At 72.7% G+C, this 24,672-nt stretch carries 22 protein-coding genes and 1 tRNA gene; 14 read left to right on the forward strand and 9 right to left on the reverse strand.

Annotated features, from left to right (window positions below; genetic code table 11):
• Positions 1-138: 138 nt before the first annotated feature.
• Positions 139-1,458: a M20/M25/M40 family metallo-hydrolase gene (locus ACLZN2_RS38250; RefSeq protein ID WP_416984198.1), complete on the reverse strand. Its 1,320-nt coding sequence runs from the start codon at positions 1,456-1,458 to the stop codon at positions 139-141.
• Between the two features lie 202 nt (positions 1,459-1,660).
• On the opposite strand from ACLZN2_RS38250, the gene ACLZN2_RS38255 reads away from it, so the two are divergent.
• From ACLZN2_RS38255 to ACLZN2_RS38270, 4 genes are all read left to right on the forward strand, one after another.
• A tRNA-Leu gene (locus ACLZN2_RS38255) sits at positions 1,661-1,745 on the forward strand.
• Between the two features lie 270 nt (positions 1,746-2,015).
• Positions 2,016-5,894: a Pls/PosA family non-ribosomal peptide synthetase gene (locus ACLZN2_RS38260; RefSeq protein WP_416984199.1), complete on the forward strand. Its 3,879-nt coding sequence runs from the start codon at positions 2,016-2,018 to the stop codon at positions 5,892-5,894.
• Positions 5,895-5,967: 73 nt separating this feature from the next.
• Positions 5,968-7,311 carry a M1 family metallopeptidase gene (locus tag ACLZN2_RS38265; RefSeq protein ID WP_416984200.1) on the forward strand — a complete coding sequence of 448 codons (1,344 nt, stop codon included), beginning with the start codon at positions 5,968-5,970 and terminating at the stop codon, positions 7,309-7,311.
• Between the two features lie 13 nt (positions 7,312-7,324).
• Positions 7,325-7,735 (forward strand): YchJ family protein, encoded by a 411-nt coding sequence (locus ACLZN2_RS38270; protein WP_416984201.1) that lies wholly within the window; start codon positions 7,325-7,327, stop codon positions 7,733-7,735.
• 9 nt (positions 7,736-7,744) lie between these two features.
• Here the strand turns inward: ACLZN2_RS38270 and ACLZN2_RS38275 are convergent, their stop codons facing one another.
• Positions 7,745-8,446: a FadR/GntR family transcriptional regulator gene (locus ACLZN2_RS38275; RefSeq protein WP_416984202.1), complete on the reverse strand. Its 702-nt coding sequence runs from the start codon at positions 8,444-8,446 to the stop codon at positions 7,745-7,747.
• 143 nt (positions 8,447-8,589) lie between these two features.
• Between ACLZN2_RS38275 and ACLZN2_RS38280 the strand changes: the two genes are divergently transcribed.
• From ACLZN2_RS38280 to ACLZN2_RS38290, 3 genes are all read left to right on the forward strand, one after another.
• Positions 8,590-9,111, forward strand: coding sequence for a gluconokinase (locus tag ACLZN2_RS38280; RefSeq protein ID WP_416984203.1), 522 nt, complete (start codon positions 8,590-8,592; stop codon positions 9,109-9,111).
• A 101-nt stretch (positions 9,112-9,212) separates the two neighbouring features.
• Positions 9,213-10,610 carry a GntP family permease gene (locus ACLZN2_RS38285; RefSeq protein WP_416984204.1) on the forward strand — a complete coding sequence of 466 codons (1,398 nt, stop codon included), beginning with the start codon at positions 9,213-9,215 and terminating at the stop codon, positions 10,608-10,610.
• A 69-nt stretch (positions 10,611-10,679) separates the two neighbouring features.
• On the forward strand, positions 10,680-11,984 hold the full coding sequence (locus tag ACLZN2_RS38290; protein WP_416984205.1) for a hypothetical protein: 1,305 nt from the start codon (positions 10,680-10,682) through the stop codon (positions 11,982-11,984).
• Positions 11,985-12,276: 292 nt separating this feature from the next.
• Here the strand turns inward: ACLZN2_RS38290 and ACLZN2_RS38295 are convergent, their stop codons facing one another.
• The 3 genes from ACLZN2_RS38295 to ACLZN2_RS38305 form a co-directional block, all read right to left on the reverse strand.
• Positions 12,277-12,897 carry a cytochrome b/b6 domain-containing protein gene (locus ACLZN2_RS38295; RefSeq protein ID WP_416984206.1) on the reverse strand — a complete coding sequence of 207 codons (621 nt, stop codon included), beginning with the start codon at positions 12,895-12,897 and terminating at the stop codon, positions 12,277-12,279.
• Positions 12,881-13,606, reverse strand: coding sequence for a molybdopterin-dependent oxidoreductase (locus tag ACLZN2_RS38300; protein WP_416984207.1), 726 nt, complete (start codon positions 13,604-13,606; stop codon positions 12,881-12,883). The genes ACLZN2_RS38295 and ACLZN2_RS38300 overlap by 17 nt, the downstream gene beginning before the upstream one ends.
• A gap of 73 nt (positions 13,607-13,679) precedes the next feature.
• A complete protein-coding gene (locus tag ACLZN2_RS38305) occupies positions 13,680-14,630 on the reverse strand; it encodes a hypothetical protein (RefSeq protein ID WP_416984208.1) in 951 nt (316 codons plus the stop codon).
• Between the two features lie 450 nt (positions 14,631-15,080).
• On the opposite strand from ACLZN2_RS38305, the gene ACLZN2_RS38310 reads away from it, so the two are divergent.
• Both ACLZN2_RS38310 and ACLZN2_RS38315 read left to right on the forward strand, forming a co-directional pair.
• Positions 15,081-15,974: a DMT family transporter gene (locus ACLZN2_RS38310; RefSeq protein WP_416984209.1), complete on the forward strand. Its 894-nt coding sequence runs from the start codon at positions 15,081-15,083 to the stop codon at positions 15,972-15,974.
• Positions 15,975-16,019: 45 nt separating this feature from the next.
• A complete protein-coding gene (locus tag ACLZN2_RS38315) occupies positions 16,020-16,535 on the forward strand; it encodes an NUDIX domain-containing protein (protein WP_416984210.1) in 516 nt (171 codons plus the stop codon).
• Here the strand turns inward: ACLZN2_RS38315 and ACLZN2_RS38320 are convergent.
• Complete coding sequence (locus tag ACLZN2_RS38320) at positions 16,510-17,205, reverse strand: hypothetical protein (protein WP_416984211.1); 696 nt, start codon at positions 17,203-17,205, stop codon at positions 16,510-16,512. The genes ACLZN2_RS38315 and ACLZN2_RS38320 overlap by 26 nt on opposite strands.
• Positions 17,206-17,270: 65 nt before the next feature.
• Between ACLZN2_RS38320 and ACLZN2_RS38325 the strand changes: the two genes are divergently transcribed.
• Complete coding sequence (locus ACLZN2_RS38325) at positions 17,271-17,663, forward strand: YidH family protein (RefSeq protein WP_416984212.1); 393 nt, start codon at positions 17,271-17,273, stop codon at positions 17,661-17,663.
• The gene (locus ACLZN2_RS38330) at positions 17,660-18,007 is read left to right on the forward strand and encodes a DUF202 domain-containing protein (protein ID WP_416984213.1); all 348 of its coding nucleotides are present in this window, start codon (positions 17,660-17,662) and stop codon (positions 18,005-18,007) included. Before ACLZN2_RS38325 ends, ACLZN2_RS38330 begins: the two co-directional genes overlap by 4 nt.
• A 7-nt stretch (positions 18,008-18,014) precedes the next feature.
• Here the strand turns inward: ACLZN2_RS38330 and ACLZN2_RS38335 are convergent, their stop codons facing one another.
• The gene (locus ACLZN2_RS38335) at positions 18,015-18,992 is read right to left on the reverse strand and encodes an NADP-dependent oxidoreductase (protein ID WP_416984214.1); all 978 of its coding nucleotides are present in this window, start codon (positions 18,990-18,992) and stop codon (positions 18,015-18,017) included.
• 235 nt (positions 18,993-19,227) lie between these two features.
• On the opposite strand from ACLZN2_RS38335, the gene ACLZN2_RS38340 reads away from it, so the two are divergent.
• Entirely contained in the window at positions 19,228-20,256 is a 1,029-nt protein-coding gene (locus ACLZN2_RS38340) for a phosphotransferase family protein (RefSeq protein WP_416984215.1), read from the forward strand.
• Between the two features lie 5 nt (positions 20,257-20,261).
• A complete protein-coding gene (locus tag ACLZN2_RS38345) occupies positions 20,262-21,476 on the forward strand; it encodes an acyl-CoA dehydrogenase family protein (protein WP_416984216.1) in 1,215 nt (404 codons plus the stop codon).
• Between the two features lie 141 nt (positions 21,477-21,617).
• Here the strand turns inward: ACLZN2_RS38345 and ACLZN2_RS38350 are convergent, their stop codons facing one another.
• Both ACLZN2_RS38350 and ACLZN2_RS38355 read right to left on the reverse strand, forming a co-directional pair.
• On the reverse strand, positions 21,618-22,211 hold the full coding sequence (locus ACLZN2_RS38350; protein ID WP_416984248.1) for a TetR/AcrR family transcriptional regulator: 594 nt from the start codon (positions 22,209-22,211) through the stop codon (positions 21,618-21,620).
• 126 nt (positions 22,212-22,337) lie between these two features.
• Entirely contained in the window at positions 22,338-23,102 is a 765-nt protein-coding gene (locus ACLZN2_RS38355) for an SDR family oxidoreductase (RefSeq protein ID WP_416984217.1), read from the reverse strand.
• Positions 23,103-23,355: 253 nt separating this feature from the next.
• On the opposite strand from ACLZN2_RS38355, the gene ACLZN2_RS38360 reads away from it, so the two are divergent.
• Positions 23,356-24,642 (forward strand): serine-threonine protein kinase, encoded by a 1,287-nt coding sequence (locus ACLZN2_RS38360; RefSeq protein WP_416984218.1) that lies wholly within the window; start codon positions 23,356-23,358, stop codon positions 24,640-24,642.
• Positions 24,643-24,672: the final 30 nt, after the last annotated feature.

A 24,672-nucleotide genomic window follows, 5' to 3' on the forward strand; every position in this document is an offset into this window, starting at 1 on the left:
CAAAAAGCGATCCCCATCAGCGGATCACATCACCAGTAACGAGGGGGAATTAATGAGGCTACGCGCTTATCGGCGCATTCACTCTTCTCAGTCACTTCCGCACGGGCGCGCGATTTTCCAGGTTCCCCGGTTCGCGTCTCAGGACGCGTCGATGAACCGGTCGAGGACCCGCACGCCGAACTTCAGCCCATCGACCGGCACCCGCTCGTCGACGCCGTGGAACATGCCGGCGAAGTCCAGCTCCGGGGGCAGCTTCAGCGGGGCGAAGCCGAAGCCGCGGATGCCGAGGTCGTCGAAGGACTTGGCGTCGGTGCCGCCGGAGAGCATGTAGGGGACGGCCTTCGCGGTCGGGTCCTCGGCGAGCAGCGCCGACTGCATGGCCTCGACGAGCGCGCCGTCGAAGGAGGTCTCCAGGGCCTTGTCGGAGTGCACGTCCTCGCGCCGTACGTTCGGGCCGAGGAGCCGGTCGAGGTCGGCGAGGAACTCGTCCTCGTGCCCCGGCAGGAAGCGGCCGTCGACGTGCGCGGTCGCCTCGCCCGGGATCACGTTGACCTTGTAGCCGGCGCCGAGCTGGGTGGGGTTGGCGGTGTTGCTGAGGGTCGCGCCGATCAGCTTGGCGATGCCGCCGAGCCTGGCGAGCGTGGACTGCATGTCCTCGGGGTCCAGCTCGGTGCCGAGGGCGTCGCCGAGCTCGTCGAGGAAGGCGCGGGTGGTCTTGGTGACCCGGACCGGGAAGGTGTGGCGGCCGAGCCGGGCGACCGCCTCGGACAGCTCGGTGATCGCGTTGTCCTTGTGGATCATCGAACCGTGCCCGGCGGTGCCGGCGACGGTCAGCTTCATCCAGTGCATGCCCTTCTCGGCCGTCTGGATCAGATAGAGCCGCCGCTCCTCGCTCACGGTGAACGAGAAGCCGCCGACCTCGCTGATGGCCTCGGTGACGCCGTCGAAGAGCTCGCGGTGGTGGTCGACGAGGTGGCGGGCGCCGTACAGGCCCCCGGCCTCCTCGTCGGCGAGGAAGGCGAGGACGATGTCCCGTGGCGGCTTGCGCCCGGAGCGCATCCGGTCGCGCACGACCGCCAGGGTCATCGCGTCCATGTCCTTCATGTCGACCGCGCCCCGGCCCCACACGCACCCGTCCGCGACCTCCCCGGAGAAGGGGTGGTGGGTCCAGTCGACCGCGTTGGCCGGTACGACGTCGGTGTGACCGTGGATGAGCAGCGCGGGCCGGGAGGGGTCCTCGCCCTCGATGCGGGCCACGGTGGAGGCGCGCCCCGGGTGCGACTCGAAGATCTGCGGTTCGAGCCCGACCTCGGCGAGCTTCTCGGCGACCCATTCGGCCGCCCTGCGCTCACCCGGGCCCGAGTGGTCGCCGTAGTTGCTGGTGTCGATCCGGATGAGGTCGCGGCAGAGGTCCACGACCTCGTCCTCGCCGGTCACGTTCCTGGCCGTGTCACTCACGCTGCTTCCTCCCGCTGCACTGCTGGTGGGTCCCCCTCATCCTCCCCCTCCGTACAGCCCCCGCCCAAGACCGGTCCCGGCCCGTCACACGCCGTTCACGCGGGGCGTGCCACCCGGCCGACCTGGTGTGATCGGGCACCCTCGAAAGCCTGGTAGTGTTTACGACGTCGCCGCGGGGGAAACCCGCCGCGACAGACACCTTGTCCGGGTGGCGGAATGGCAGACGCGCTAGCTTGAGGTGCTAGTGCCCTTTATCGGGCGTGGGGGTTCAAGTCCCCCCTCGGACACTTGAAAAGAGCGAGGGCCGTGACCGTGGGTCACGGCCCTCGCTCGTTGTGTGGCCGATCTCTCCCCGGTCGAAGATCACGCAGGTCACCGCCTCCGGACAGCCACCCGAGCACCCCCCGGACGGCCCTTCCCGGTGGCCGACAGAAGAGGACGACCCTAGCGTCGTACTAAAATTTCCGGCTTGTTACGGAGCCGGTCCGGACAACCCCAGGCAGACCTGCGGGCCCGCCGGCGCCCCGGAGGCTTCCGGGATCGAGACGCGAGGACCGATGGCAGCCATTCACGAGAGCAGCGCTCTCGGCCTGCTCGACGAAGAAATCCGCGTACAACTCGGTGACAGGGCACGCTTCTCGGGCGGGCCCGCCGCCTCCCCCCGCACGCTCGTGGACGTGTTCGAGGCGTCCGTGCGGTCGTACCCGGACGAGCTCGCCCTGGACGATGGCACCGCCCCCCTGACCTACCGCGCGCTCGCCGTGGCGGTGGAGCGGCTGCGGCGCGGGCTCGCCGCCGCCGGGGTCGGGCTCGGGGACCGGGTGGGGGTGCGGGTGCCGTCCGGCACCAATGACCTCTACGTGGCGATCCTGGCCGTGCTCGCGGCCGGTGCCGCCTATGTCCCCGTCGACGCCGAGGACCCCGACGAGCGGGCCGAGCTGGTGTTCGGGGAGGCGGACGTACGGGCCGTGATCGGCGCCGGGCACGAGATCACCGCTCACGAGATCACCGCTCACGGGGCCTCCGGCACGCGGGCCGCCCGACCGTCCGTCGAGCACGACGCGTGGATCATCTTCACGTCCGGTTCCACCGGCAAGCCCAAGGGCGTCGCCGTCAGTCACCGTAGCGCCGCCGCCTTCGTGGACGCCGAGGCCGCGCTGTTCCTCACCGAGGAGCCCATCGGGCCCGGTGACCGCGTGATGGCGGGCCTGTCGGTGGCCTTCGACGCCTCCTGCGAGGAGATGTGGCTGGCCTGGCGGTACGGCGCCTGTCTGGTGCCGGTGCCGCGCTCGCAGGTCAGGAGCGGTGCCGATCTCGGGCCCTGGCTGGTCGAGCAGGAGATCACCGTGGTCTCCACGGTGCCGACACTGGCCGCGCTGTGGGAGTCCGAGACCCTCACCGACGTACGGCTGCTGATCTTCGGCGGTGAGGCCTGCCCGCCCGAGCTGGTGCAGCGGCTGGTGACCGAGGGGCGGGAGGTCTGGAACACGTACGGGCCGACCGAGGCGACCGTCGTCGCCTGCGCCTCGCTGATGTCGGGCGAGGAGCCGGTCCGGATCGGGCTGCCGCTGCGGGGCTGGGAGCTGGCCGTCGTGGACGAGGCCGGCGAGCCCGTCCCGATGGGCGAGAGCGGGCAGCTGGTGATCGGCGGGGTCGGCCTCGCGCGCTACCTCGACGCAGAGAAGGACGCGGAGAAGTACGCGCCGCTGGAGTCGCTGGGCTGGGAGCGGGCGTACCGCAGCGGTGACCTGGTCAAGGCCGAGCCGGAGGGGCTGGTCTTCCTCGGGCGGGCCGACGAGCAGATCAAGCTCGGCGGGCGGCGTATCGAGCTGGGCGAGGTGGACGCGGCGCTGCAGGCGCTGCCGGGCGTCGCGGGCGCGGCGGCGGCGGTGCGGACCGCGCGCGGCGGCAACCAGCTGCTCGTCGGGTACGTCGTCACCCAGGAGGGCTGGGACCGGGCGGAGGCGGTGGAGCGGCTGCGGGCCGCGCTGCCGGCGGCGCTGGTGCCGCTGCTCGCGCCGGTCGAGGACCTGCCGACCCGCACGTCCGGCAAGGTCGACCGCAACGCGCTGCCGTGGCCGCTCGACAGTGTCGACGTGCCCGCGGGCGCGGACCTGTACGGCACCGAGGCGTGGCTGGCCGAGCAGTGGGCCGAGGTTCTCGGCATGCCGGTGACGAGCGCCTCCGACGACTTCTTCGCGGTCGGCGGCGGCAGTCTGGCCGCCGCCCAGCTCACCACCCGGCTGCGCACCCGCTACCCGAGTGCGGCCGTCCTGGACATCTACCAGCAGCCGGTGCTGCGCAAGCTGGCCCGTCGGCTGGAGGAGTCGGCGCACGACGACGGCGGCAGCCGTACGGTCGCGCCGGTTCCGAGGAGGACGCAGGTCGTCCAGCTCCTGCTGCTCCTTCCCCTGTTCACCCTGCTCGGGCTGCGCTGGACGGTCGTGCTGGCCGCGCTGGGCAATCTGCTGCCCGGGTACGGCTGGCTGCCGACCGCGTCCTGGTGGCTGGTGGCCGCCGGAGCACTGCTCTTCTTCAGCCCGCCGGGGCGGATCGCCCTCGCGGCGGGCGGGGCGCGGCTGCTGCTGCGGGGCGTGACGCCCGGCCGGTATCCGCGCGGCGGGTCGGTGCATGTACGGCTGTGGGCGGCGGAGCGGCTGGCCGAGTTCACCGGGGCGACCACGCTGACCGGGTCCTGGCTGGAGCGGTACGCGCGGGCGCTGGGCGCCAGGATCGGTCCGGACGTCGATCTGCACTCGTTGCCGCCGGTGACCGGTCTGCTCAAGCTCGGGCGCGGCGCGGCCGTGGAGTCGGAGGTGGATCTGTCCGGGCACTGGCTGGACGGCGACCGGCTGGAGATCGGCACGGTCAAGGTGGGTGCGCACGCCGTCGTCGGGACGCGCAGCATGCTCTTCCCGGGGGCCCGGGTCGGCAAGCGCGCCGAGGTGGCGCCGGGTTCGGCGGTCACCGGGCAGGTCCCGACCGGTCAGCGCTGGGCCGGTGCGCCCGCGGTCAAGCTCGGCAAGGCCAAGCGGAACTGGCCCAAGGAGCGTCCGCAGCGCGGCAGGTACTGGCGGGTGATGTACGGCGTGACGGGCCTCGCGCTGAATCTGCTGCCGGTGGCGGCGGCGGGGGCCGCGCTCGCCGTGGCCCGGGTGTTCCTGGTGCCCGGCGCCGGGCTGGGCGAGGCGCTGCGTGGGGCGGTGATCGCCCTGGTTCCGGCGACGCTCGCCTACGGGCTGGCGTACGCGCTGCTGCTCCTGGTCGCCGTACGGCTGCTGAGCCTGGGGCTGCGCGAGGGCACGCATCCGACGCACGGCCGGGTGGGCTGGCAGGCCTGGACGGTGACCCAGCTGATGGACCGCTCCCGCGAGACGCTGTTCCCGCTGTACGCCGGGCTGGTCACGCCGCTGTGGCTGCGGCTGCTCGGGATGCGGATCGGGCGGGGCGCGGAGGTGTCGACGGTGCTGGCGCTGCCGAGCCTGACGACGGTCGGTGAGGGCGCGTTCCTGGCCGACGACACGCTGACCGCGCCGTACGAGCTGGGCGGCGGCTGGGTGCGGATCGGGCGCGCGGAGATCGGGCGGCGGGCGTTCCTCGGGAACTCGGGGATGACCGCGCCGGGCCGCAGTGTGCCGGACGGCGGTCTGGTCGGGGTGCTGTCGGCGACGCCGAAGAAGGCGAAGAAGGGCAGCTCCTATCTGGGGCTGCCGCCGGTGAAGCTGCCGCGCAGCGCGGCCGACGGCGACCAGAGCCGTACGTACGACCCGCCGGCGCGGCTGCTGTGGGCGCGCGGGCTGGTGGAGCTGTGCCGGATCGTGCCGGTGTTCTGCTCGGCGGCGCTGGCCGTGCTGACGGTGGCCGCGCTGTGCGCCCTCGGGGTGTGGGCGCCGCTGCTGGGTGGGCTGGTGCTGCTCTGCGCGGGTGCGGCGGCCTGTCTGCTGTCGGTGGTCGCGAAGTGGCTGCTGGTGGGGCGGCACCGCGCCGGGGAGCATCCGCTGTGGAGTTCCTTCGTGTGGCGCAACGAGCTGGCGGACACGTTCGTCGAGGTGGCGGCCGTGCCGTGGCTGGCGGGCGCGGTGCCCGGTACACCGGTGATGACGGCGTGGCTGCGCGGGCTCGGGGCGCGGATCGGCCGGGGTGTGTGGGTGGAGAGCTACTGGCTGCCCGAGGCGGACCTGGTCACACTGGAGGAAGGGACCACGGTGGGCCGCGGGTGCGTGCTCCAGACTCACCTCTTCCACGACCGGATCTTGCGGACGGATACTGTGGTCCTCCGTGAGGGCGCCACGCTGGGCCCTGGCGGGATCGTGCTGCCCGGCAGCACGGTCGGGGCCCGAACGACCCTGGGTCCCGCGTCGCTCGTCATGGCCGCGGAGTCCGTCCCGGACGACACCCGCTGGCTCGGCAACCCGATCGAGGCATGGCGTCCCTGAGCGCGGGGAGGGGGTGTCTGCGGGCGGTGCACCGAAGATCGGTTCGAGTACGGCGCAGGGAGCGGACGCGGAAGTGGCAGTGCAGCAGTCAGTGGGTTCGGACCCGTATTTCCCGGGCAGCGGTGATCCCCGCTACCGGGTCCATCGCTACGAACTCACGCTGGACTACCGTCCCGGCCCGAACCGGCTGTCGGGGACGGCCCGGATCAACGCGATCGCGGGCCGTGCGCCGCTGGCCGAATTCCAGCTGAACCTGGCCGACTTCAGGATCGGGCGGGTGCGGGTGGACGGCCGGCAGCCGCACTACACGCACCGGGGCGGCAAGCTCCGTATCCGCCCCGCCAAGTCGCTGCGCGCGGGGGCCGCCTTCACCGTCGAGGTGCACTGGTCGGGCAATCCCAAGCCGGTGTCGAGCCCCTGGGGCGGGATCGGCTGGGAGGAGCTGACGGACGGCGCGCTGGTGGCGAGCCAGCCGGTGGGGGCGCCCTCGTGGTACCCGTGCAACGACCGCCCCGCCGACAAGGCGTCGTATCTGATCTCGGTCACGACGCCGTCGGCGTACTCGGTGGTGGCGGGCGGCCGGCTGCTGACCCGGACCACGAAGGCGTCCACGACGACGTGGGTGTACGAGCAGTCGGCGCCGACGTCGAGCTATCTGGTCGGGCTGGCGATCGGCAAGTACCAGACGGTGCTGCTGGGCGACCCCGGCCTGGGCGGTGTGCCGATGCACGGGCACATACCGGCGCATCTGCTGCCGCAGTTCTCACGGGACTTCGCGCGCCAGCCAGGGATGATGGATCTGTTCCAACGGCTGTTCGGGCCCTACCCGTTCGACGAGTACGCGGTGGTCGTGGCCGACGAGGAGCTCGATGTCCCCGTCGAGGCCCAGGGGTTGTCGCTGTTCGGCGTCAACCACGTGGACGGGGCGCGGGGTTCGGAGCGCCTGGTCGCGCACGAACTCGCCCACCAGTGGTTCGGCAACAGTGTGTCGATCGCCGACTGGCGGCACATCTGGCTCAACGAGGGCTTCGCGAAGTACGCGGAGTGGCTGTGGTCGGAGCGGTCGGGCGGCCGCAGCGCACAGCAACTCGCCGCCGCCGCACACCGGTTGCTGTCCTCGCGCCCACAGGACCTGAAGCTCGCCGACCCCGGCCGCAAGACGATGTTCGACGACCGGCTGTACGAACGCGGCGGGCTCACCGTGCACGCCCTCAGGTGCGCCCTCGGCGATGACGCGTTCTTCCGGATGCTGCGCGGCTGGCTCGGTCTGCACCGGGGCGGCGCGGTGACGACGTCCCTGTTCACGGCCCACGCGGCCCGGTTCACCCCGGAGCCGCTGGACGAGCTGTTCGAGGCATGGCTGTACCGACCGGCGCTGCCGCCGTTGCCCCTGACCGAGAGCCGCGCGACGGCCTAGCACAATGGCGGCCATGACCACGCGTTCCTGCCCGTGCGGGCTGCCTCAGTCGTACGACGCCTGCTGCGGCCGTTTCCTCCCCCAGTCTCGAACCGGCTCGACCGGGGGGACCCCCATCGGTGCTGCCGCCCCCACCGCCGAGGCGCTGATGCGGTCGCGGTACTGCGCCTTCGTGAAGGGTGACGTGGCGTATCTGACGCGGACCTGGCACCCGCGGACCCGGCCGGCGCGGCTCGACCTCGATCCGGGGACGCGGTGGACGGGGCTGGAGATCCTCGCGACGAAGGACGGGTCCGCGTTCCACACGAGGGGGACGGTGGAGTTCCGGGCGTCCTTCCGGGGCTGCTCACTGCATGAGGTGAGCCGGTTCGAGCGGGTGGACGGGGCGTGGGTGTACGTCGACGGGGAGTTCCCGGAGGGGTAGGGCCCTGGGTCAGGGCGCGAGGACGTCGAGTTCCTGGAGGGCACCCGCCATGATCTCGCGGGTGAGCCGCTCGGCGCGGGGCGCGTCGCCCTCACGGATCGCCTCGGCCAGCTGGACGTGGAGGGTGACCGCGGCCGGGTCGGGGTCCTCGAACATGACCTGGTGATGGGTACGGCCCGTGAGGACCTCGGCCACGACGTCGCCGAGGCGGGCGAACATCTCGTTGCCGGACGCGGTGAGGATCACGCGGTGGAAGGCGATGTCGTGCAGGAGATAGCCCTCCAGCTTGTGGCCGCGTGAGTGGGCCACCATGCCGAGCGCGCACTCGGTGAGCTCGGCGCACTGCTCGGCCGTGGCGTTGCGCGCCGCCAGACCCGCCGCGACCGGTTCGATCGCCGAGCGCAGGACGGTGAGCGAGCGCAGCTGGTGCGGGCGGTCGGCGCCGGCCAGCCGCCAGCGGATGACCTGTGGGTCGTAGACGTTCCACGCGGCCTTGGGGCGCACCGTCACGCCCACGCGGCGGCGGGACTCGACCAGGTGCATGGACTCCAGGACACGGACCGCCTCGCGCATCACGGAGCGTGAGACGTCGAAGCGCTGGGCCAGTTCGTCGGTGCGCAGCACACTGCCCGGCGGGTACTCGCCCGCCGTGATGGCGGGGCCGAGGGTGTCCAGTACATGGCCGTGCAGACCCCGGCCCGGAGTGGTCATGCACTCAGCGTACGGGGTGGATCACAGACCCAAAAAGTCAGACTTATTTGTCACAGACTCTTGAATTCGTCGTACCTAATCGGTTCAGTGTCGTCGACATCAGGTGTCGTCGGAAGACGGCTTCGGAAGGCAGCGAGGCAGAGATGCGTACCCCCCACGTCGTCGCGGTGATGGGCGTCGCCGGCACGGGCAAGACCACGATCGGTCCCCTGCTCGCCGCCCGGCTGGGCGTCCCGTACGCCGAGGGCGACGACTTCCACCCGCAGGCCAACATCGCCAAGATGTCGGCCGGTGTCCCGCTCGAGGACGCGGACCGGTGGCCGTGGCTGGACGCCATAGGCGCCTGGGCGCACGGGCGGGCCGGAGCGGGCGGAGTGGTCAGCTGCTCGGCGCTGAAGCGGTCCTACCGGGACCGGCTTCGGGCCACGGCTCCGGGGCTGGTGTTCGTGCATCTCGCGGGCGACCGTGCGCTGATCGAGGACCGGATGACGCACCGGCAGGGCCACTTCATGCCGACCGCGCTGCTGGACTCCCAGTTCGCCACGCTGCAGCCGCTCCAGCCGGACGAGGCGGGGGTCGTCGTCGACGTCTCCGGCACGCCCGAGGAGATCACCGAGCGGGCCGCGCGGGCGCTCGCCGGGCTGTCCGACGACGGCGCTCCGTAGAACCACCTCCCCGTAAAACCCCTCCCCTCCCCTCCCCTCCCCTCCCCTCTCCTCTCCTCTCCTCTCCTCTCCTCTCCTCTCCACAACTGCAAGGGACACCCGTGACCAGACTCAGCGCCGAGATGCTGGCAGCGGACACCGCCGAGCCCATCACCTCGGCCGGGCACGCTCAGCTGGGCATCGCCGTGCTGGCGGGCATCGCCGTCATCGTGCTGCTCATCACCCGGTTCAAACTCCACGCCTTCCTGGCGCTGACCATCGGCTCGCTCGCGCTCGGCGCGTTCGCCGGGGCGCCGCTGGACAAGGTCATCACCAGCTTCACCACCGGGCTCGGGGCCACGGTCGCGAGTGTGGGCGTGCTGATCGCCCTCGGCGCGATCCTGGGCCGGATGCTCGCGGACTCCGGCGGCGCCGACCAGATCGTCGACACGATCCTCGCCAAGGCGGGCGGGCGTTCCATGCCGTGGGCGATGGTGCTGATCGCCTCGGTGATCGGTCTCCCGCTGTTCTTCGAGGTCGGGGTGGTGCTGCTGATCCCCGTCGTGCTGATGGTCGCGAAGCGGGGCAACTACTCGCTCATGCGGATCGGCATCCCGGCGCTGGCCGGTCTGTCCGTGATGCACGGGCTGGTGCCGCCGCACCCCGGGCCGCTGGTCGTGATCGACGCGGTGGACGCCAACCTGGGCGTCACGCTGGCCCTCGGCGTCCTCGTCGCGATACCGACCGTCGTCATAGCCGGGCCGGTGTTCTCCCGGTTCGCCGCCCGCTGGGTGGACGTCCCGGCTCCCGAACGCATGATCCCCCAGCGGCCGTCGGAGGAGCTGGAGCGGCGGCCCGGCTTCGGTGCCACCCTCGCCACCATCCTGCTGCCCGTCGTCCTCATGCTGTCCAAGGCGCTGGTCGACATCGTCGTGGACGACCCCACGCACACCGTGCAGCGCGTCTTCGACGTCGTCGGCTCCCCGCTGATCGCGCTGCTCGCGGCCGTCCTCGTCGGCTTCTTCACGCTGACCCGGCCCGCCGGGTTCTCCAAGGAGCGGATATCGGGCCTGGTCGAGAAGGGGCTCGCACCCATCGCGGGCATCCTGCTGATCGTCGGCGCGGGCGGCGGCTTCAAGCAGACGCTGATCGACTGCGGTATGGGCCGGATGGTCCTGGAGATCTCCAAGGACTGGTCGATCCCGGCGCTGCTGCTGGCCTGGCTGATCGCGGTGGCGATCCGGCTGGCGACCGGCTCGGCGACGGTGGCCACGGTCTCGGCGGCCGGTCTGGTCGCCCCGCTCGCCGCCGACATGTCGACGACCCACACGGCCCTGCTCGTCCTGGCGATCGGCGCCGGCTCGCTGTTCTTCAGCCATGTCAACGACGCCGGATTCTGGCTGGTCAAGGAGTACTTCGGGGTCGGTGTCGGCCAGAACCTCAAGACCTGGTCGGTCATGGAGACCCTGATCTCGGTGGTCGCGGGCGGGCTGGTGCTGCTGCTCTCACTCGTGTTGTAGCTGTAGGGGGTTCCGCCGAGCGGTACGGGCGGCCCATGATGATCCGGGGGCGACGACTGGGGGGACGTCATGGCCGTATCGCTGGGGACGCGTGTGTCGGCGCTGCTCTTCGTGGGGGCGATCGCCGTGGCGACGGCCGCCGTGACGGAAGCGGGCGGTTCCGCGGGGCGGGGCAGCGGGGGCACGAACGTGTCGGGCGGGACGGCCCAGGACTCCGGCAAGGGCTCGGGCGCGGGCTCGGGCGGGGCGCTGTCCGGCGGTCCCGTCGCGGAGACTCCGTCCGCGGCGCCCTCGCCGGGGCCCAGTGCGCTGGGGTCCGGGGGCGCGAAGGCGGGCGGCGGCGCCCCGCGCGCCCCCAGGGTCTCCCGTACGCCGTCACCGAGTACGAGTACGACGGCGGCGCCCGCCGTTCCCGCCTGGTTGCCGCCCGGCCCTGCCTCTCCCGACGCCGACCACCGGCCCGACCCGGACAGCGTGTACGACCTGCTCCGCTCGCCGGACAGGTGCCGGGACGCGCTCGGGCTCGTCCCCCGCGCCTCCGTCGGCGACGAATGGACGGTGCTGCGGGGGCTCGCCCACGCCTGCCTCGCCGTCCAGGGACGCGAGGGCGGGAGCTGGGCGGCGGCGGAACGGGACCACGCGGCACTCACGGGGCGGCTGAACACCTGCAAGGGGCGGGCGGCCCAGCGGGTGCTGGCCGGCCTCCTCGCCTTCCACCGGTCCCGGCCCTCGGTCACCGCCCGGCTCACCGATCCGCCGGCCACCGCCACGCCCGCCTGCGCCTACGCGATCGCCTCGGTCGACGTGGGCGGAGACGGCGAGGCACGGCCCGGCGATCCGCTCCACATCGAACTGCGCGGCACCTACTTCGACCACGCGGAGCTGCTGCGGGAGGGGACGGTGCTCGTGGGGGATGTGCAGGTGGCCGGTCCTCTCCACGCCGTCGCGCGGTCCGGGGACGGGGACGGGGACGGGCTGGTGCTGGCGACCGTGGTCCCGGACCTCGGCCCGGGGGCCGCACGGGGGCCCGCCGGAGTGACCGTGAGCGTGCGGTACGCGGCGACCGAGGCGGTGAGGGCGGACGCGTTCCGGGTGCCGGGGCCGGAGGTGAGCGGACCGACACAGAAGCCCGGAGCCTCCGGCTCACCGGGCCTGCCGGACGCAGCCGACTCCGGCTCCACCGGCCTGCTCGGCTCACCCGGTCCACGGGCCACGCTCACCGACCCCCTTGGAGACCTCGGCTCACCGACCGCACTCACCATCCCCCGCGAAGCCCTCGCCGCGCTGACCCCACCCACCGGCCCCCGCACCGACCTCAACCCACCAGCCGCACTCACCATCCCCCACCAAGCCCCGACCCACCAGCCGCACTAACCGTCCCCCGCCAAGCCCCCGACCCACCAACCCCACCCACCGGCCCCCGCACAGACCTCGCCCCGCCGGCCCCACCCACCCGCTCCCGCTCCCGCTCCCGCGAACACCTCGACCCACCAACACCACCCACCCACTCCCACGAGGCCCTCAACCCACCAGCCGTCGTCGTCAGCCCGCGCCACGGGTTCCGCGTGCCCGACGCCGACGGGGTGCCCCCGTCCCGCTCCCCCGTCCCGCTCCCCCGGCCCGCGCCCCTGAGTGGGCGGCTCCCGCCCCGTGCCCCCGGCCCGGCTCAGTCCCGCCAGAGTGGATGCTCGCGTTCCGCCCAGTCACGGCTCACCGAGCCGGTGCGCATGCCGTGGCGGGCCTCGGGGTCGGCGAGGGCCATGCCGACGTGGCCGGCGAGGACGACACCGATGGTGAGGGCGAGCCAGTCGTGGACGAAGGTCGCGCTGGTGCGCCACATGATCGGGGTGAGGTGGGTGAACCACATCATCAGCCCGGTGCCGAGCATCACGAGCGTCGCCCCGGCGATCCAGGCCGCGTAGATCTTCTGCCCGGCGTTGAACTTGGCCGCCGGACGCGACTCCCGCCGCTTGTCCCGGCGCAGGGCGGCGCGCAGCCAGCGGCGGTCGTGCGGGCCGAAGCGGTTGAGGTGACCGAGGTCGGCGCGGAACGCCCGGGAGGCGAGGCCCGCGAGGACGGGCACCGGCAGCAGGACGCCGGCGATCTCGTGGACGCGGACCACCAGTTCGCGGCGGCCGACGAGCTGCGCGAGCTCGGGGACGTAGAGGAAGGCGGCCGTCAGCACGCAGACGCCCATGAGGAGGGCGGTGGTGCGGTGGACCCACCGTTCGGCGCGGGTGAAGCGGGGGATCCTGGTCACGGGCGGTGCCTCAGCTCGTAGGCTCATCGTCCCGCCCGTTCGAACGGCCGACCCAGGCGTCGACGTCGTAGCCCCGGTCCTCCCAGTAGCCGGGCTTCACGTCCTCGGTGACGGTGATGCCGGAGAGCCACTTCGCGGACTTGTAGAAGTACATGGGGGCCACATAGAGGCGGACCGGGCCGCCGTGGTCGTGGCCGAGGTCCCTGTCCTGCATGCGCAGGGCGACGAGGACGTCGGCGCGGCGGGCCTGGGCGAGGGTGAGGCTCTCGGTGTAGGTGCCGTCGAAGCAGGTGAAGCGGATCGCGCCGGCCTTGGCCTGTACTCCGGCCGCGTCCAGCAGTGCGGAGAGCCGTACGCCTTCGAAGGGGGTGTCGGGCACCCGCCAGCCGGTGACGCACTGGACGTCCTTGACCATGCGGGTCTGCGGCATGGCCCTGAGCTGGTCCAGGGTGTAGGTGGCGGGGCGGTCGACGAGGCCGTCGACGGTGAGGCGGTAGGTCGTGGCGTTCCTGTGCGGGACCGAGGAGGCCACGGAGTAGTAGCGGAAGCCGCCGCCGTTGGGGAGGAGTCCGGTCAGGCCGGTCGGGTCCTTGTCGGCGGCGCTGCCGAGGAAGGCCTCCAGCCCGCGCTGGAGCGGGGGCGCGGCGACGACCCCCAGGGCGCCGAGGGCGAGGGTGCCGAGGAAGACACGGCGGCCGACGGGTGTGCCGCGCTCCTCGGACGGTTCGGGGTTCACGTATCCATTCGAACACTCGGGGGCGCGGCGGGGCCAGGTTTCCCCGGAGCCGTCAGACTTCCGTCATCACTTCTCAACTCGCGCTCAGCCCGAGGGCGGCCGCGCGCGCCGTGCGGAAGGCCGGGCCGGGGGCGCGGTCCGGGTACGACCAGGGTTCGGGGGTGAGGTGGTCGCCGATGTGCTGGAAGAGGGCGGCCGCCTCGGCGCCCCGGCCCTCGCAGACCTTGGCGTGGGCGAGGAAGTTCAGGTCGATCAGCCGGCGGGGGTGGCCGTCGTGCTCCCACTCCAGCCACCAGTCGAAGGCGGCCTTCATGACGTCCCGGGCGCGGGCGTCGCGCCAGTGTCCGGAGGCGGCCGGGTCTGCGGGCGCGAAGCCGTGTCCGGCGAGGACGCGGTAGCGCTCGGCGTGCGCGACGACCGGGAGGATGGCGAGCGGGGAGTCCGCGGGTGCCTGTTCGGCGGCCCAGGCGGCGAAGTCGTAGACCTCGTGCAGCGGGTCGGGGCCGCGGTCGGCGCGGCGCTCGGCGAACCGGGCGACCATCAGATGGTGGGCGTGGTGGTGGTCGCGGTGGCGGGCGCGGATCTCCTCGAAGATCCGTACGGCCTCCGCGCCGCCGTCGCGTTCCAGCAGGAGCAGGCCCAGCCAGGGCGTGGGGTCGGCGGGCGCGGAGTCGGCGGCGGCCCGGCAGGCCGCGCGGGCGACGGCCGGGTCCTGTCGGCCGCGCAGGGCGCGGTGGACCTGGGCGAGGGCGTGCAGGACGCGTGCGTCGGGGCAGCCGGGTTCGGCGAGGAGCCAGTCGTGGGCCCGGGCGGCGGCGTACGGTTCCCGGGCGAGGACGGTGACGCGGTGGGCGCGGCGGTCCCAGTCGTCGCCGGTGTGGGCGAGCAGGGAGCGGGCGGCCTGACGGCGGCCCTGGGACAACGCGGCTCGGGCGGCACCCAGTTCGGTGTCGTCGAGGGCCGGGTCGGGGGTCCGGGCGGCGGCGCGTCGGCGGCCGCGACGGGAGTGTGGGGGTAGGGGCACCGCGGGGCTTCCTCATCCTCCTCGGTGACGGATCTGGCATCGGCCCGCGATCGGCCGATCACGCACAGCAAACCCCCAGGCACCGCCAAGCGTCAAGGGCCGGACGTCCGTGACAGGTGTCAACTGCCGTGACGGGAAAGGAACTTGAGAACGTGCTTGCGCTGGTGGGGCGTACGGTGCGGGTGCCGTGACCGGGCGGATGTGGCGTACGCCATGGCGCGGCCCGGCGGGAGCGCACACCATGGCCTTACGGTCTCCCGCGCCCCTCGGCCTCGCCGCCCGGCGCCGCGAACCGAGTCAGGCGCCCGGTTCCGGGTGGCCCCGACCGCGTCGGGGTTCTCCCGGAGGCAGCTTTCCGGGCACTCCCAGGGGCAGGCAGAGCGCTGGGAGGCTACAGTCGGCCACTACGCACCCCGTCCGTGGTCCGACCGGATGATCGAGGTACGCAGCGTGTCGGTTCTGGTTCTTGTTCTCGCCGTGAGTGCCGCCTGTTGCCTGGGCTTCGGGTTCGTGCTCCAGCAGAACGCCGCCCAGAAGGCACCGCTCGGCGACTTCCTGTCGCCCCGGCTGCTGCTCGATCTGATCAAGGTGCCGCGCTGGCTGGGCGGTATCGGTCTGATGGTGGCCGGCATGGTGCTGGGCGCGATCGCCCTCGGGCAGGGCGAGGTCTCCCTGGTCGAACCGCTGCTCGCCACGAACCTTCTCTTCGCGCTCGCCCTGTCCCGCCGTCAGACCCGGCAGCCGCTGGGCCGCCAGGGCTGGGCGGGCCTCGTGCTGCTCGCGGGCGGTGTGACCGCGTTCATCGTGGCGGGCGAGCCGCGCGGCGGGACCGCGGTCGACGATCCGCTGCGGCACTGGCTGATCATCGGCGTGATGGTGGGCCTCGCCCTGCTGCTCACCACGTACGCCAAACGCTCCCGGCTCAGCTCGGGCCCGGTCCTCCTCTCCCTCGCGGCCGGTCTGCTCTACGGCGTCCAGGACGCCCTCACCCGGGTCAGCGGCCAGCGTTTCTCCGCGGGCGGTCTCGGCGAGCTGATGACCGGCTGGCAGCCGTACGCGGTGCTCGCGCTCGGGGTGACCGGTCTGGTGCTGGTGCAGAGCGCCTTCGAGACGGCACCGCTGCGGATGTCGCTGCCCGCGCTGACGGCGGCCCAGCCGCTCGCCGGCATCGTCTGCGGGGTGGGCTTCCTCGGTGACCAACTGCGCACCGACACCGGCGCGCTGGCCTGGGAGGCGGCGGGGCTCGCGGCAGTGGTCGCGGGCATCGTCCTGCTCGGCATGCACCCGGCGATGCCCTCGGGCGTCGCGCCGCGCGAGCGCGTCACGAGCCTCCAGCCGCAGTAGTCCCCGGAGCGGACGCCGGCGCCGGCCGCCTGCTTGGATGGGCGCATGAGCGCTGCTGACGAAATCCTCGACATCGTCGACGAGAACGACCAGGTCGTCGGGCAGTTCCCGCGCGGGCGGGCGTATGCCGAGGGGATGCGGCACCGCTGTGTGTTCATCCAGGCCAGAGACGCCGAGGGCCGCGTCTTCGTGCACCGCCGCACCCCGACCAAGCTGGTCTTCCCCTCCCTGTACGACATGTTCGTCGGCGGGGTGGTCGGCGCGGGCGAGGCCTACGACGAGGCGGCCCTGCGCGAGGCCGAGGAGGAACTCGGCGTGAGCGGGCTGCCCCGCCCGGAGTTCCTCTTCAAGTTCCTCTACAACAACGGCGCCGGCCAGAGCTGGTGGTCGGCGGTGTACGAGGTCCGCTGCGCGCTGCCGGTCAGCCCCCAGGTCGAGGAGGTCGCCTGGCATGCCTTCCTGTCCGAGGAGGAGGTCGAACAGCGCCTTTCCGAGTGGGAGTGGGTGCCGGACGGGCTGGCGGCCTACGAGCGGCTCAAGGAGCACCGGGCGAGGAGCTGAGCAGGGCCTGGCGTATCGGTGGGTGCGCGCCGCTGCCGCCGCTGAGCGGGCTGTCGCCCGGCCCCGACCAGTACGGGCCCTCCCAGAAGGGGTGGTCGAGGAACCGCTCCGCCGCGGCGGGCGCCTCGTGCGGATCCACGCCGACGGCGACCAGTGCGGCCGATATCCGCTCCAGCGCCTCCTCGACGGGGGTGTCCGCGTCGCCGTAGGCGGGGAGCAGCAGGAGCAGCCGCCGGTGCGGATCGCGGACGCCCTCGCCGTCCGCCGGTGGCGAGTCGGCCGCGGCGACCAGGTCCGGCCAGGACAGGCCCGGGCCCCTGAAGTGTCCGTCGATGACGGCCAGCTCCCGCTCGCGGGGCAGGCCGGGGCCCGTGAGCAGGTAGTCCGTGCCGGAGTCGTCCGGGAAGTTGCGGTGCACCACCCATACCGTCCACCCCCGCGCGAGGGGTATCCGGTACGCCGGCCACACGTCCGCCCCGGCGTACAGCGCCTCGGCCGCCGCGTCCACGTCCGCGTGGTCCGCGCCGAAGAGCTCCGGGTCGTCGGCGAAGGCATCCCAGGTCGGTCCGTAGTACGCGGGCCAGAAGCCGGGCAGGCCGAGGAGGTGCTCGGCGGGAGCGATGCCGTGCCCGGGCGTCGCGTACCCGGCCAGTGCCGTGGGGTGGTCCATGCCCGAAACCGTAGCGGGCGGCACTGACAACGGGCCCGCGACAGCCGCCGGGTAGGGTCCTAAGCGTGATCGAGATCGTACGGAACGTCCGGTTGTGGTTCGCGCCCGAGCAGGTGCGGGAGGAGGGCAGCACGCCGGACTACCGGTTCTCGCTGGCCAACGAGCGCACGTTCCTGGCCTGGCTGCGGACCGCGCTCGCGCTGATCGGCGGGGGCTTCGCGGTCGACCAGTTCCTGCCGGACCTGCGCTGGGGCTGGCGGGTCGGTCTCGCGCTGGCGCTGCTCGCGGCGGGCGTGCTGTGCTCGCTGCGCGCGGTGAACCACTGGATGCGCTGCGAACGGGCGATGCGCCGCGGCGAGGACCTGCCGGCGTCCCGTTTCCCGGCGCTGCTGAGCGTGGTGGTCGCGCTGGTGGCGTTGGCGATGGTGGTCGTGGTGCTGGCGGGGTGGGCCGGATGAGCGACGCGCCCCTGCACGGCGCGACCGGCCGAGGGGAGCCCGACCGGGACCCGGGGCTGCAGCCCGAGCGGACACGGCTGGCCTGGCGGCGTACGACCCTGTCGAGCACGGTCGCCACCGTGCTCGCCGTGAAGACCGCGCTGCAGGGCGGCGCCACGGCGGCGGGGATCGTCGCCGGCTCCTTGTGCTGTGCGCTGTGGCTGGCCTTTCTGCTGCTCGCCCACCGCCGGATCCACACGCTGGCCGCGGCACCGGAGCCGTTCGCAATGTCCCCTCGGCAGGCCGCCTGCGCGGTCCTGTGCGCGGTGGCAACGGCGGTGTGCGCGGCGGCGCTGGTGGTCTAGGGCTGGTCTAGGACCTGCCCGAGCTGTTCGACCGGCTGTCCGGCTCCTCGTCCTCCTCCCATTCCACCGTCACCACGATCTTGCCGCGGGCGTGCCCCTCCTGGCTCAGCCGGTGCGCGTCCGCCGCGCGCTCCAGCGGGAACGTCTCCGAGACGTGCACGGAGACCACGCCCTGTTCGGCCAGTTCCGCCAGCCGGGTGAGGTCCTCGGCGTCGGGCCGTACGAAGTAGTACTGGCCGCCGTAGCCGACGACGTCGGCTACGGCGATCGACGCCAGGCGGCCCTCCGGGGACAGCAGCTGGGCGGAGACCTTCAGCGTGTCGCCGCCGATGGTGTCGAACACCGCGTCGACGCCCTCGGGGGCCAGCCCGCGCACCCGTTCGGCGAGCCCTTCGCCGTAGGTCACCGGCTCGCCGCCCAGCGAGCGCACGAAGTCGTGGCCGGCCTCGCTCGCCGTGCCGATCACCCGTGCGCCGACATGGCGCGCGAGCTGCACGGCGAGCGAGCCGACGCCGCCGGCGCCCGCGTGGACGAGGACCGTCTCGCCGCGCCTGACCTTCAGCACCCTGGTCAGCACCTGGTAGGCGGTGAGGCCGGTCAGGGGCAGTCCGGCCGCCTCCTCCCAGGTGAGGTTGCGGGGCTTGCGGGCGAGGGCGCGTACGGGGGCGGCGACGTACTCGGCGAAGGTGCCGCGGGAGAGGAAGTCCTCCCGGACGTACCCGATCACCTCGTCGCCGACCGCGAACTCGGAGACGGCGACCCCCGGCCGGACGACCACGCCTGAGACGTCCCAGCCGGGCACCACCGGGAAGACGGGGTCGAGCACGGGGTCCACATAGCCCTCGCGGCACTTCCAGTCGACGGGGTTGACGGCCGCAGCCCGGACCTTGACCAGGACCGCGTCGGGGCCGACCTTGGGGTCGCGCACCTCGCCGTACTCGAGGACCTCGGGACCGCCGTAACGGCTGTAGCTGATGCCCTTCATGTCACCGACCCTCCGGGGTGACCGAACGCCACGCAACCCGGACGCCCCGTCGACAGCGACAGGGATGCGCCAGGAAAGGCGACCGGAAATCGTCCGCCACGGCCGGTCCCGCTACTGCGCGGGCGGCCGTCGGCCTAGGGTGGGGTCGATCACGTCGCGTGCCACCACTGGACTACATACCGACCGGTCGGCATGATAAGGCGGGTACCGTTCACCCGTCCGTAGGAGCGATGTCATGAGCGACCATCCGCCAGGTCTCGACCTCGACCGGTTGCGCGCCCTGCTGGAGCGCGAGCGCCCCGGTCTGGTCTCCGGCCCCCTCACGGGCCGGCTGATCGAGGGCGGACGGTCGAACCTCACGTACGAGGTCGCGGACGGCACGGGCAAGTGGGTCGTACGGCGGCCCCCGCTCGGCCACGTACTGGCCACCGCGCACGACATGAGGCGCGAGCACCGGGTGATCAGCGCCCTGCACCCGACGAGCGTGCCGGTGCCGCGCCCGGTGCTGCTGTGCGAGAACCCCGAGAACGAGGCGGTGCTCGGCTCGCCCTTCTACGTCATGGAGTTCGTCGAGGGCACCCCGTACCGCACGGCCGCCGATCTGGCGCCGCTCGGCGCGCAGCGCACGCGGGACGCGGTGCTGTCGCTGGTGGACACCCTGGTGGAGCTGCACGCGGTGGACCCCGCCGAGGTGGGCCTGGCCGACTTCGGGCGCCCCGAGGGCTTCCTGGACCGCCAGCTGCGCCGCTGGGGCAAGCAGCTGGACGCCTCCCGCAGCCGTGACCTCGCCGGGATCGACGAGCTGCACGCGGCGCTCGGCCGCGCCCTGCCCTCCTCCCCCGCCCCGGCCGTCGTGCACGGCGACTACCGCCTCGACAACGTCCTGATCGGCGCCGACGACCAGATCAAGGCGATCCTCGACTGGGAGATGTCCACGCTCGGCGACCCGCTGACCGACCTGGGCCTGCTCGTGATGTACAGCGTGCCGCTCCAGGTGCCGGACTCGCCGGTCTCCACGACCGCCGCGGCCCCGGGGCACCCGTCCCCCGCCGAACTCGTCGAGCGGTACGCCGCCCGCTCCGGCCGCGACGTCTCGGCCGTCTCCTGGTACACGGCGTTCGCCTGGTTCAAGCTCGCCGTGATCCTGGAGGGCATCCACTACCGGTACACGCTGGGCCAGACGGTCGGGCGCGGCTTCGACCGGATCGGGGAGCTCGTCCCCGTCTTCATCGAGCACGGCACGACCACTCTCCAGGAAGGCTGACCGCCATGGACTTCGCGTTCGACGCGCGCACCGAGGAACTGCGCGGCAGGCTGCTCGCCTTCATGGACGAGTACGTCTACCCGGCCGAGACGGTCGCGGAGGAGCAGCGGGCCGCGCTGGCCTCCCCCTGGGACACGCCCGCCGTGGTCGAGGAGCTGAAGGCGCAGGCGCGCAGGCAGGGCCTGTGGAACCTCTTCCTTCCCGACGCCGAGTACGGCGCGGGGCTCACCAACCTCCAGTACGCGCCGCTGGCCGAGATCACCGGCCGCTCCCCGCACCTGGCGCCCACCGCCCTGAACTGCGCCGCGCCCGACACCGGGAACATGGAGGTGCTCGCACAGTTCGGCGACGAGCAGCAGAAGAAGCAGTGGCTCGAGCCGCTGCTGGCGGGCGAGATCCGCTCGGCGTTCGCGATGACCGAGCCGGACGTGGCCTCCTCCGACGCCACCAACATCACCACGCACATCCGGCGGGAGGGCGACGAGTACGTCGTCACGGGCCGCAAGTGGTACATCTCCGGGGCGATGAACCCGGACTGCAGGATCTTCATCGTGATGGGCAAGACGGACCCCGAGGGCACCGACATCCGCCGCCAGCAGTCCATGGTGCTCGTCCCCCGCGACACCCCGGGTGTCACCGTGAAGCGGGCCATGCAGGTGTTCGGCTACGAGGACCACTCCCACGGCGGCCACGCCGAGGTGATCTTCGACGACGCGCGCGTGCCGGTGACGAACCTGATCGGCGAGGAGGGCGGCGGCTTCGCCATCGCCCAGGCCCGCCTCGGCCCCGGCCGGATCCACCACTGCATGCGGCTGATCGGCATGGCCGAGCGGGCGATCGAGCTGATGTGCCGACGGGCGGTGTCCCGGACGGCCTTCGGCAAGGCCCTCGGCCGGCAGGGCGTGGTGCACAACTGGATCGCCGACGCGCGCGTGACGGTCGAGCAGTTGCGGCTGCTGGTGCTCAAGACCGCCTGGATGATGGACACCGTCGGCAACCGGGGCGCCCACACGGAGATCCAGGCCATCAAGATCGCCACGCCCCGCGCGGTCGTCGACATCATCGACCGCGCGATCCAGTTGCACGGCGCGGGCGGGGTCAGCCAGGACTTCCCGCTGGCCGAGCTGTACGCGAGCGCGCGCACGCTGATGATCGCGGACGGGCCGGACGAGGTGCACCAGCGCTCGCTGGCACGGCGTGAGCTGAAGCGGTACGTGTGACGGGTCGGGGGCGGTGGGGGGTTTCTCGCCCCCGCCGCCCCTTCCCGTTCCCGTCCCCGGGGGCTCCGCCCCCGGCCCCCCGGCCTATGCCCACCCACCACCCGTCTCGGTTGGTCAAGAGGCGCGAAAATCTCGGCCCTGCTACGGCCGCAGGGCTCGCAGCAACAGGTCCGCCAGGTGGTCCGCGACCTCCTGGGGGCTCATCGGGCCGTCCGGGCGGTACCACGTGGACAGGTGGTGGACGGAGCCGAAGTGGTAGTCGACCACCAGGTCGGCCGGGGTCGCCGTGGAGAAGACGCCGGCTTCCTGGCCCTCCTCGACGAGCGCGCGGAAGCGTTCGTGGTAGCGCCGGCGCTCGGCGCGGACCTGCTTGTTCTTCTCGGGGCTCAGATGGTGCATCGAGCGGAAGAAGATCATCGCGTCGTCGAGGTTCTCGATCGTCGTGACGACGACATCCGCCGCCGCGCCCCGCAGCCGCTTCTCGATCGGCTCGTCGGCGTCCGCGAAGGCGTCCAGACGCTCCTGCTGGACGCGCAGCACGCGCGCGTACACCTCGTGCAGCAGATCGTCCTTGGACCCGAAGTAGTGGTACAGCGCCCCCTTGGTGACACCGGCCGCCTCGACGATCTCCTGCACGGAGGTGCGGTCGTAGCCCTGCTCGGCGAAGAGCCGGGTGGCGGCGGCGAGGAGCCGTTGCGGAACAGGGGCCTCCGAGCCGTCCGTCGTCCTGGGCACTGCCGCCACCTGCCTTCCTTGTCGCCTCGTGGGCGTTTCCTCACTGGCTGTCGTGGCCGCCAGTCTGTCCTTGCAGTAAGCGGCGAGCGTATCGGCATCCGCGGCCCCGCCTTCAATGCGAGGCGGTCATCCGGCGGCCTCCCACTTCTGCTGGAGGTGGTTCATGTTGCCCAGCCAGCGGTCGGGGTCGGCGGCGCGCGCCTGGTAGTAACCGGCGACCTCGGGGTGCGGCAGGATCAGGAAACGGTCCTCCTCGATGCCCTTGAACAGGGCGTCCGCCACGTCCTCCGGTTCGATCGCGGTCGGCTTGAGCACCAGGTCGCCCGCGCTGCCGGTCGCGTCCAGCATGTCGGTGCGCACGCCCTGGGGACAGATCGCGTGGACCTTGATCCCGCGGTGGCGGTAGGTGAGCGACAGCCACTCGGCGAAGGCGTAGGCGCCGTGCTTGGTGACGCTGTACGGCGCGGCGCCGATCATCGTGAGCAGTCCGGCGGCGGAGACGGTGGAGACGAACCGCCCGCTGCCGCGCTCCAGCCAGTCCGGGAGCAGGGCGTGGGCCGCACGCACGTGTGCCATGACATTGACGTCCCAGGCCTGCGCCCACACGGCCTCGTCGGCCGCCTCGGAGCCACCGGAGGCGACCCCGGCGTTGGCGCAGTAGACGTCGACGGCGCCGCCGAGCGCATCCCGGGCGGGGCCGACGATCTCCGAGGCGTCCCCGGGCACGGCGATCCCGCCGATCTCGTCGGCGACGGCGCGCGTCCGCCCCGCGTCCAGGTCGTTGACGACGACCCGGGCCCCCTCGGCGGCGAACCGCCGGGCCAGCGCGGCCCCGATCCCGCCCCCGGCCCCGGTGACGACCACTCCAACACCCTGCACGGCTCCCACCATCGGTCTCCTTCGACACGACGCGACACGGCTCAGCAGGACCAGACTAACCGGTCGGTATGTAGGAAGAAAGGGCTACTGAAGGCGCCCCTGAAGGGGCGCGGGGCTGTATCGATATGCGGCTCCGCCGCGTGGGCGCGAACGACCCCAGACGGCCCGCACCCGAAACACAACCCATGACGTATAGCCAAGTCCACCGGTTAGCAGGACGATACGCCGCACATCGCACAGGCCCGGGCGACGGGAGCGGAGCGACATGGCACAACCGACGATGAGCGTGAGCCCGTACTGGGAACTGACCTTCGACGCGGACGGCGACGCGGACACCGCACAACGGGACCGCCTGCTGGCCGGAGCCAAGAAGCACAAGATCCGCGATCTGATCCTCTTCTCGCACGGCTGGAACAACGACCGCTCCGGCGCCACCCGCCTCTACAGCGGCTTCTTCTCGCCGATCCCCGCCCTCGCCCCACCATCCGCGAGGATCGGTTACGTGGGCGTGGTGTGGCCGTCGATGCGCTTCTGCGACGAGCCGATCCCCGACTTCCCGCACACCGCGCAGGCGGTCTGGACCCCGGGTCTGGACGACGGCACCCGGCACGCGCTCCTGGAGACGTTCCCCGGGAGGGCCACGGTGGTCGAGAGCATCGCCCGGCTGCTGGAGCAACGTCCCCCGGAGGAGAGCGAGTTGGAGGAGTTCGGCCGGCTGGTGCGGGAGCTGGTGGACGCGGTCCCGCAGGGCCCGCAGGCGCCGTTCGCCGCCGACACGCTCGCCGAGGGCGTGCCGCAGGACGAGCCGGAGATGTTCACCGGGTCGACGGCCGAGGCGTGCGCCGGGTTCGCGGCCGCGCTGGCCGAGCTCGACGGCGACGGTGGCGGTGACGTACGGGGGTTCGCGCTGCCCACCCCCTGGGACGGGGCGAAGGAGCTGCTGCGGCAGGCGACGTACTACGCGATGAAGCGGCGCGCGGGGACCGTCGGTGAACGGGGACTCGGGCCGCTGATCGGGCGGCTGGCCAAGGCGGTGCCCGGCGTGCGGGTGCACCTGGTGGGGCACAGCTTCGGCGGTCGGCTGGTGTCGTTCGCGTTGCGCGGGCTGCCCGAGGGGGTGCGCACGGTGAAGTCGGTGACGCTGCTCCAGGGGGCCTTCTCGCACTACGCGTTCGCCGCGCAGGGGGTGCTCCAGGGGCATCAGAACCGTATCGACGGACCTCTGGTGTGCTGCTACTCGCGGTTCGACCAGGCGCTGAGCACGATGTACCCGCTGGCCTCCCGGATGGCCGGTGACGCTCGGGGACTCGCCGGGGAGGTGCTGGGCGCCAAGTGGGGTGCCATGGGGCACGACGGGGTGCAGGCGGTGCCGGGTACGCGCGCGTACCGGCTCGCCGAGGTGCTGGCCCCCGGGAAACTGCCGGTCGCGGGGTGTGTGAACGTGGACGCGGCCGAGGTGGTCCGGCGGGGCGGGGCGCCGGCCGGGGCGCACAGTGACATCGTGCACCCCGAGCTGGCGCGGGTGGTGCTGGCGGCGGGCCGCGTCACCTAGGACGCGACCCGCCGTCGTAGTCCCGCCGTC

This window comes from Streptomyces sp. T028, from assembly GCF_048159505.1.
Lineage (GTDB): Bacteria > Actinomycetota > Actinomycetes > Streptomycetales > Streptomycetaceae > Streptomyces.

Excerpts from the sequence above, each read along its gene's own strand:
- ACLZN2_RS38260 (WP_416984199.1), top strand. The coding sequence starts at position 2,016 with ATGGCAGCCATTCACGAGAGCAGCGCTCTCGGCCTGCTCGACGAAGAA.
- ACLZN2_RS38270 (WP_416984201.1), top strand. The coding sequence starts at position 7,325 with ATGACCACGCGTTCCTGCCCGTGCGGGCTGCCTCAGTCGTACGACGCC.
- ACLZN2_RS38275 (WP_416984202.1), bottom strand. The coding sequence starts at position 8,446 with ATGACCACTCCGGGCCGGGGTCTGCACGGCCATGTACTGGACACCCTC.
- ACLZN2_RS38280 (WP_416984203.1), top strand. The coding sequence starts at position 8,590 with ATGCGTACCCCCCACGTCGTCGCGGTGATGGGCGTCGCCGGCACGGGC.
- ACLZN2_RS38290 (WP_416984205.1), top strand. The coding sequence starts at position 10,680 with ATGGCCGTATCGCTGGGGACGCGTGTGTCGGCGCTGCTCTTCGTGGGG.
- ACLZN2_RS38295 (WP_416984206.1), bottom strand. The coding sequence starts at position 12,897 with ATGAGCCTACGAGCTGAGGCACCGCCCGTGACCAGGATCCCCCGCTTC.
- ACLZN2_RS38315 (WP_416984210.1), top strand. The coding sequence starts at position 16,020 with ATGAGCGCTGCTGACGAAATCCTCGACATCGTCGACGAGAACGACCAG.
- ACLZN2_RS38320 (WP_416984211.1), bottom strand. The coding sequence starts at position 17,205 with ATGGACCACCCCACGGCACTGGCCGGGTACGCGACGCCCGGGCACGGC.
- ACLZN2_RS38330 (WP_416984213.1), top strand. The coding sequence starts at position 17,660 with ATGAGCGACGCGCCCCTGCACGGCGCGACCGGCCGAGGGGAGCCCGAC.
- ACLZN2_RS38335 (WP_416984214.1), bottom strand. The coding sequence starts at position 18,992 with ATGAAGGGCATCAGCTACAGCCGTTACGGCGGTCCCGAGGTCCTCGAG.
- ACLZN2_RS38340 (WP_416984215.1), top strand. The coding sequence starts at position 19,228 with ATGAGCGACCATCCGCCAGGTCTCGACCTCGACCGGTTGCGCGCCCTG.
- ACLZN2_RS38345 (WP_416984216.1), top strand. The coding sequence starts at position 20,262 with ATGGACTTCGCGTTCGACGCGCGCACCGAGGAACTGCGCGGCAGGCTG.
- ACLZN2_RS38355 (WP_416984217.1), bottom strand. The coding sequence starts at position 23,102 with ATGGTGGGAGCCGTGCAGGGTGTTGGAGTGGTCGTCACCGGGGCCGGG.
- ACLZN2_RS38360 (WP_416984218.1), top strand. The coding sequence starts at position 23,356 with ATGGCACAACCGACGATGAGCGTGAGCCCGTACTGGGAACTGACCTTC.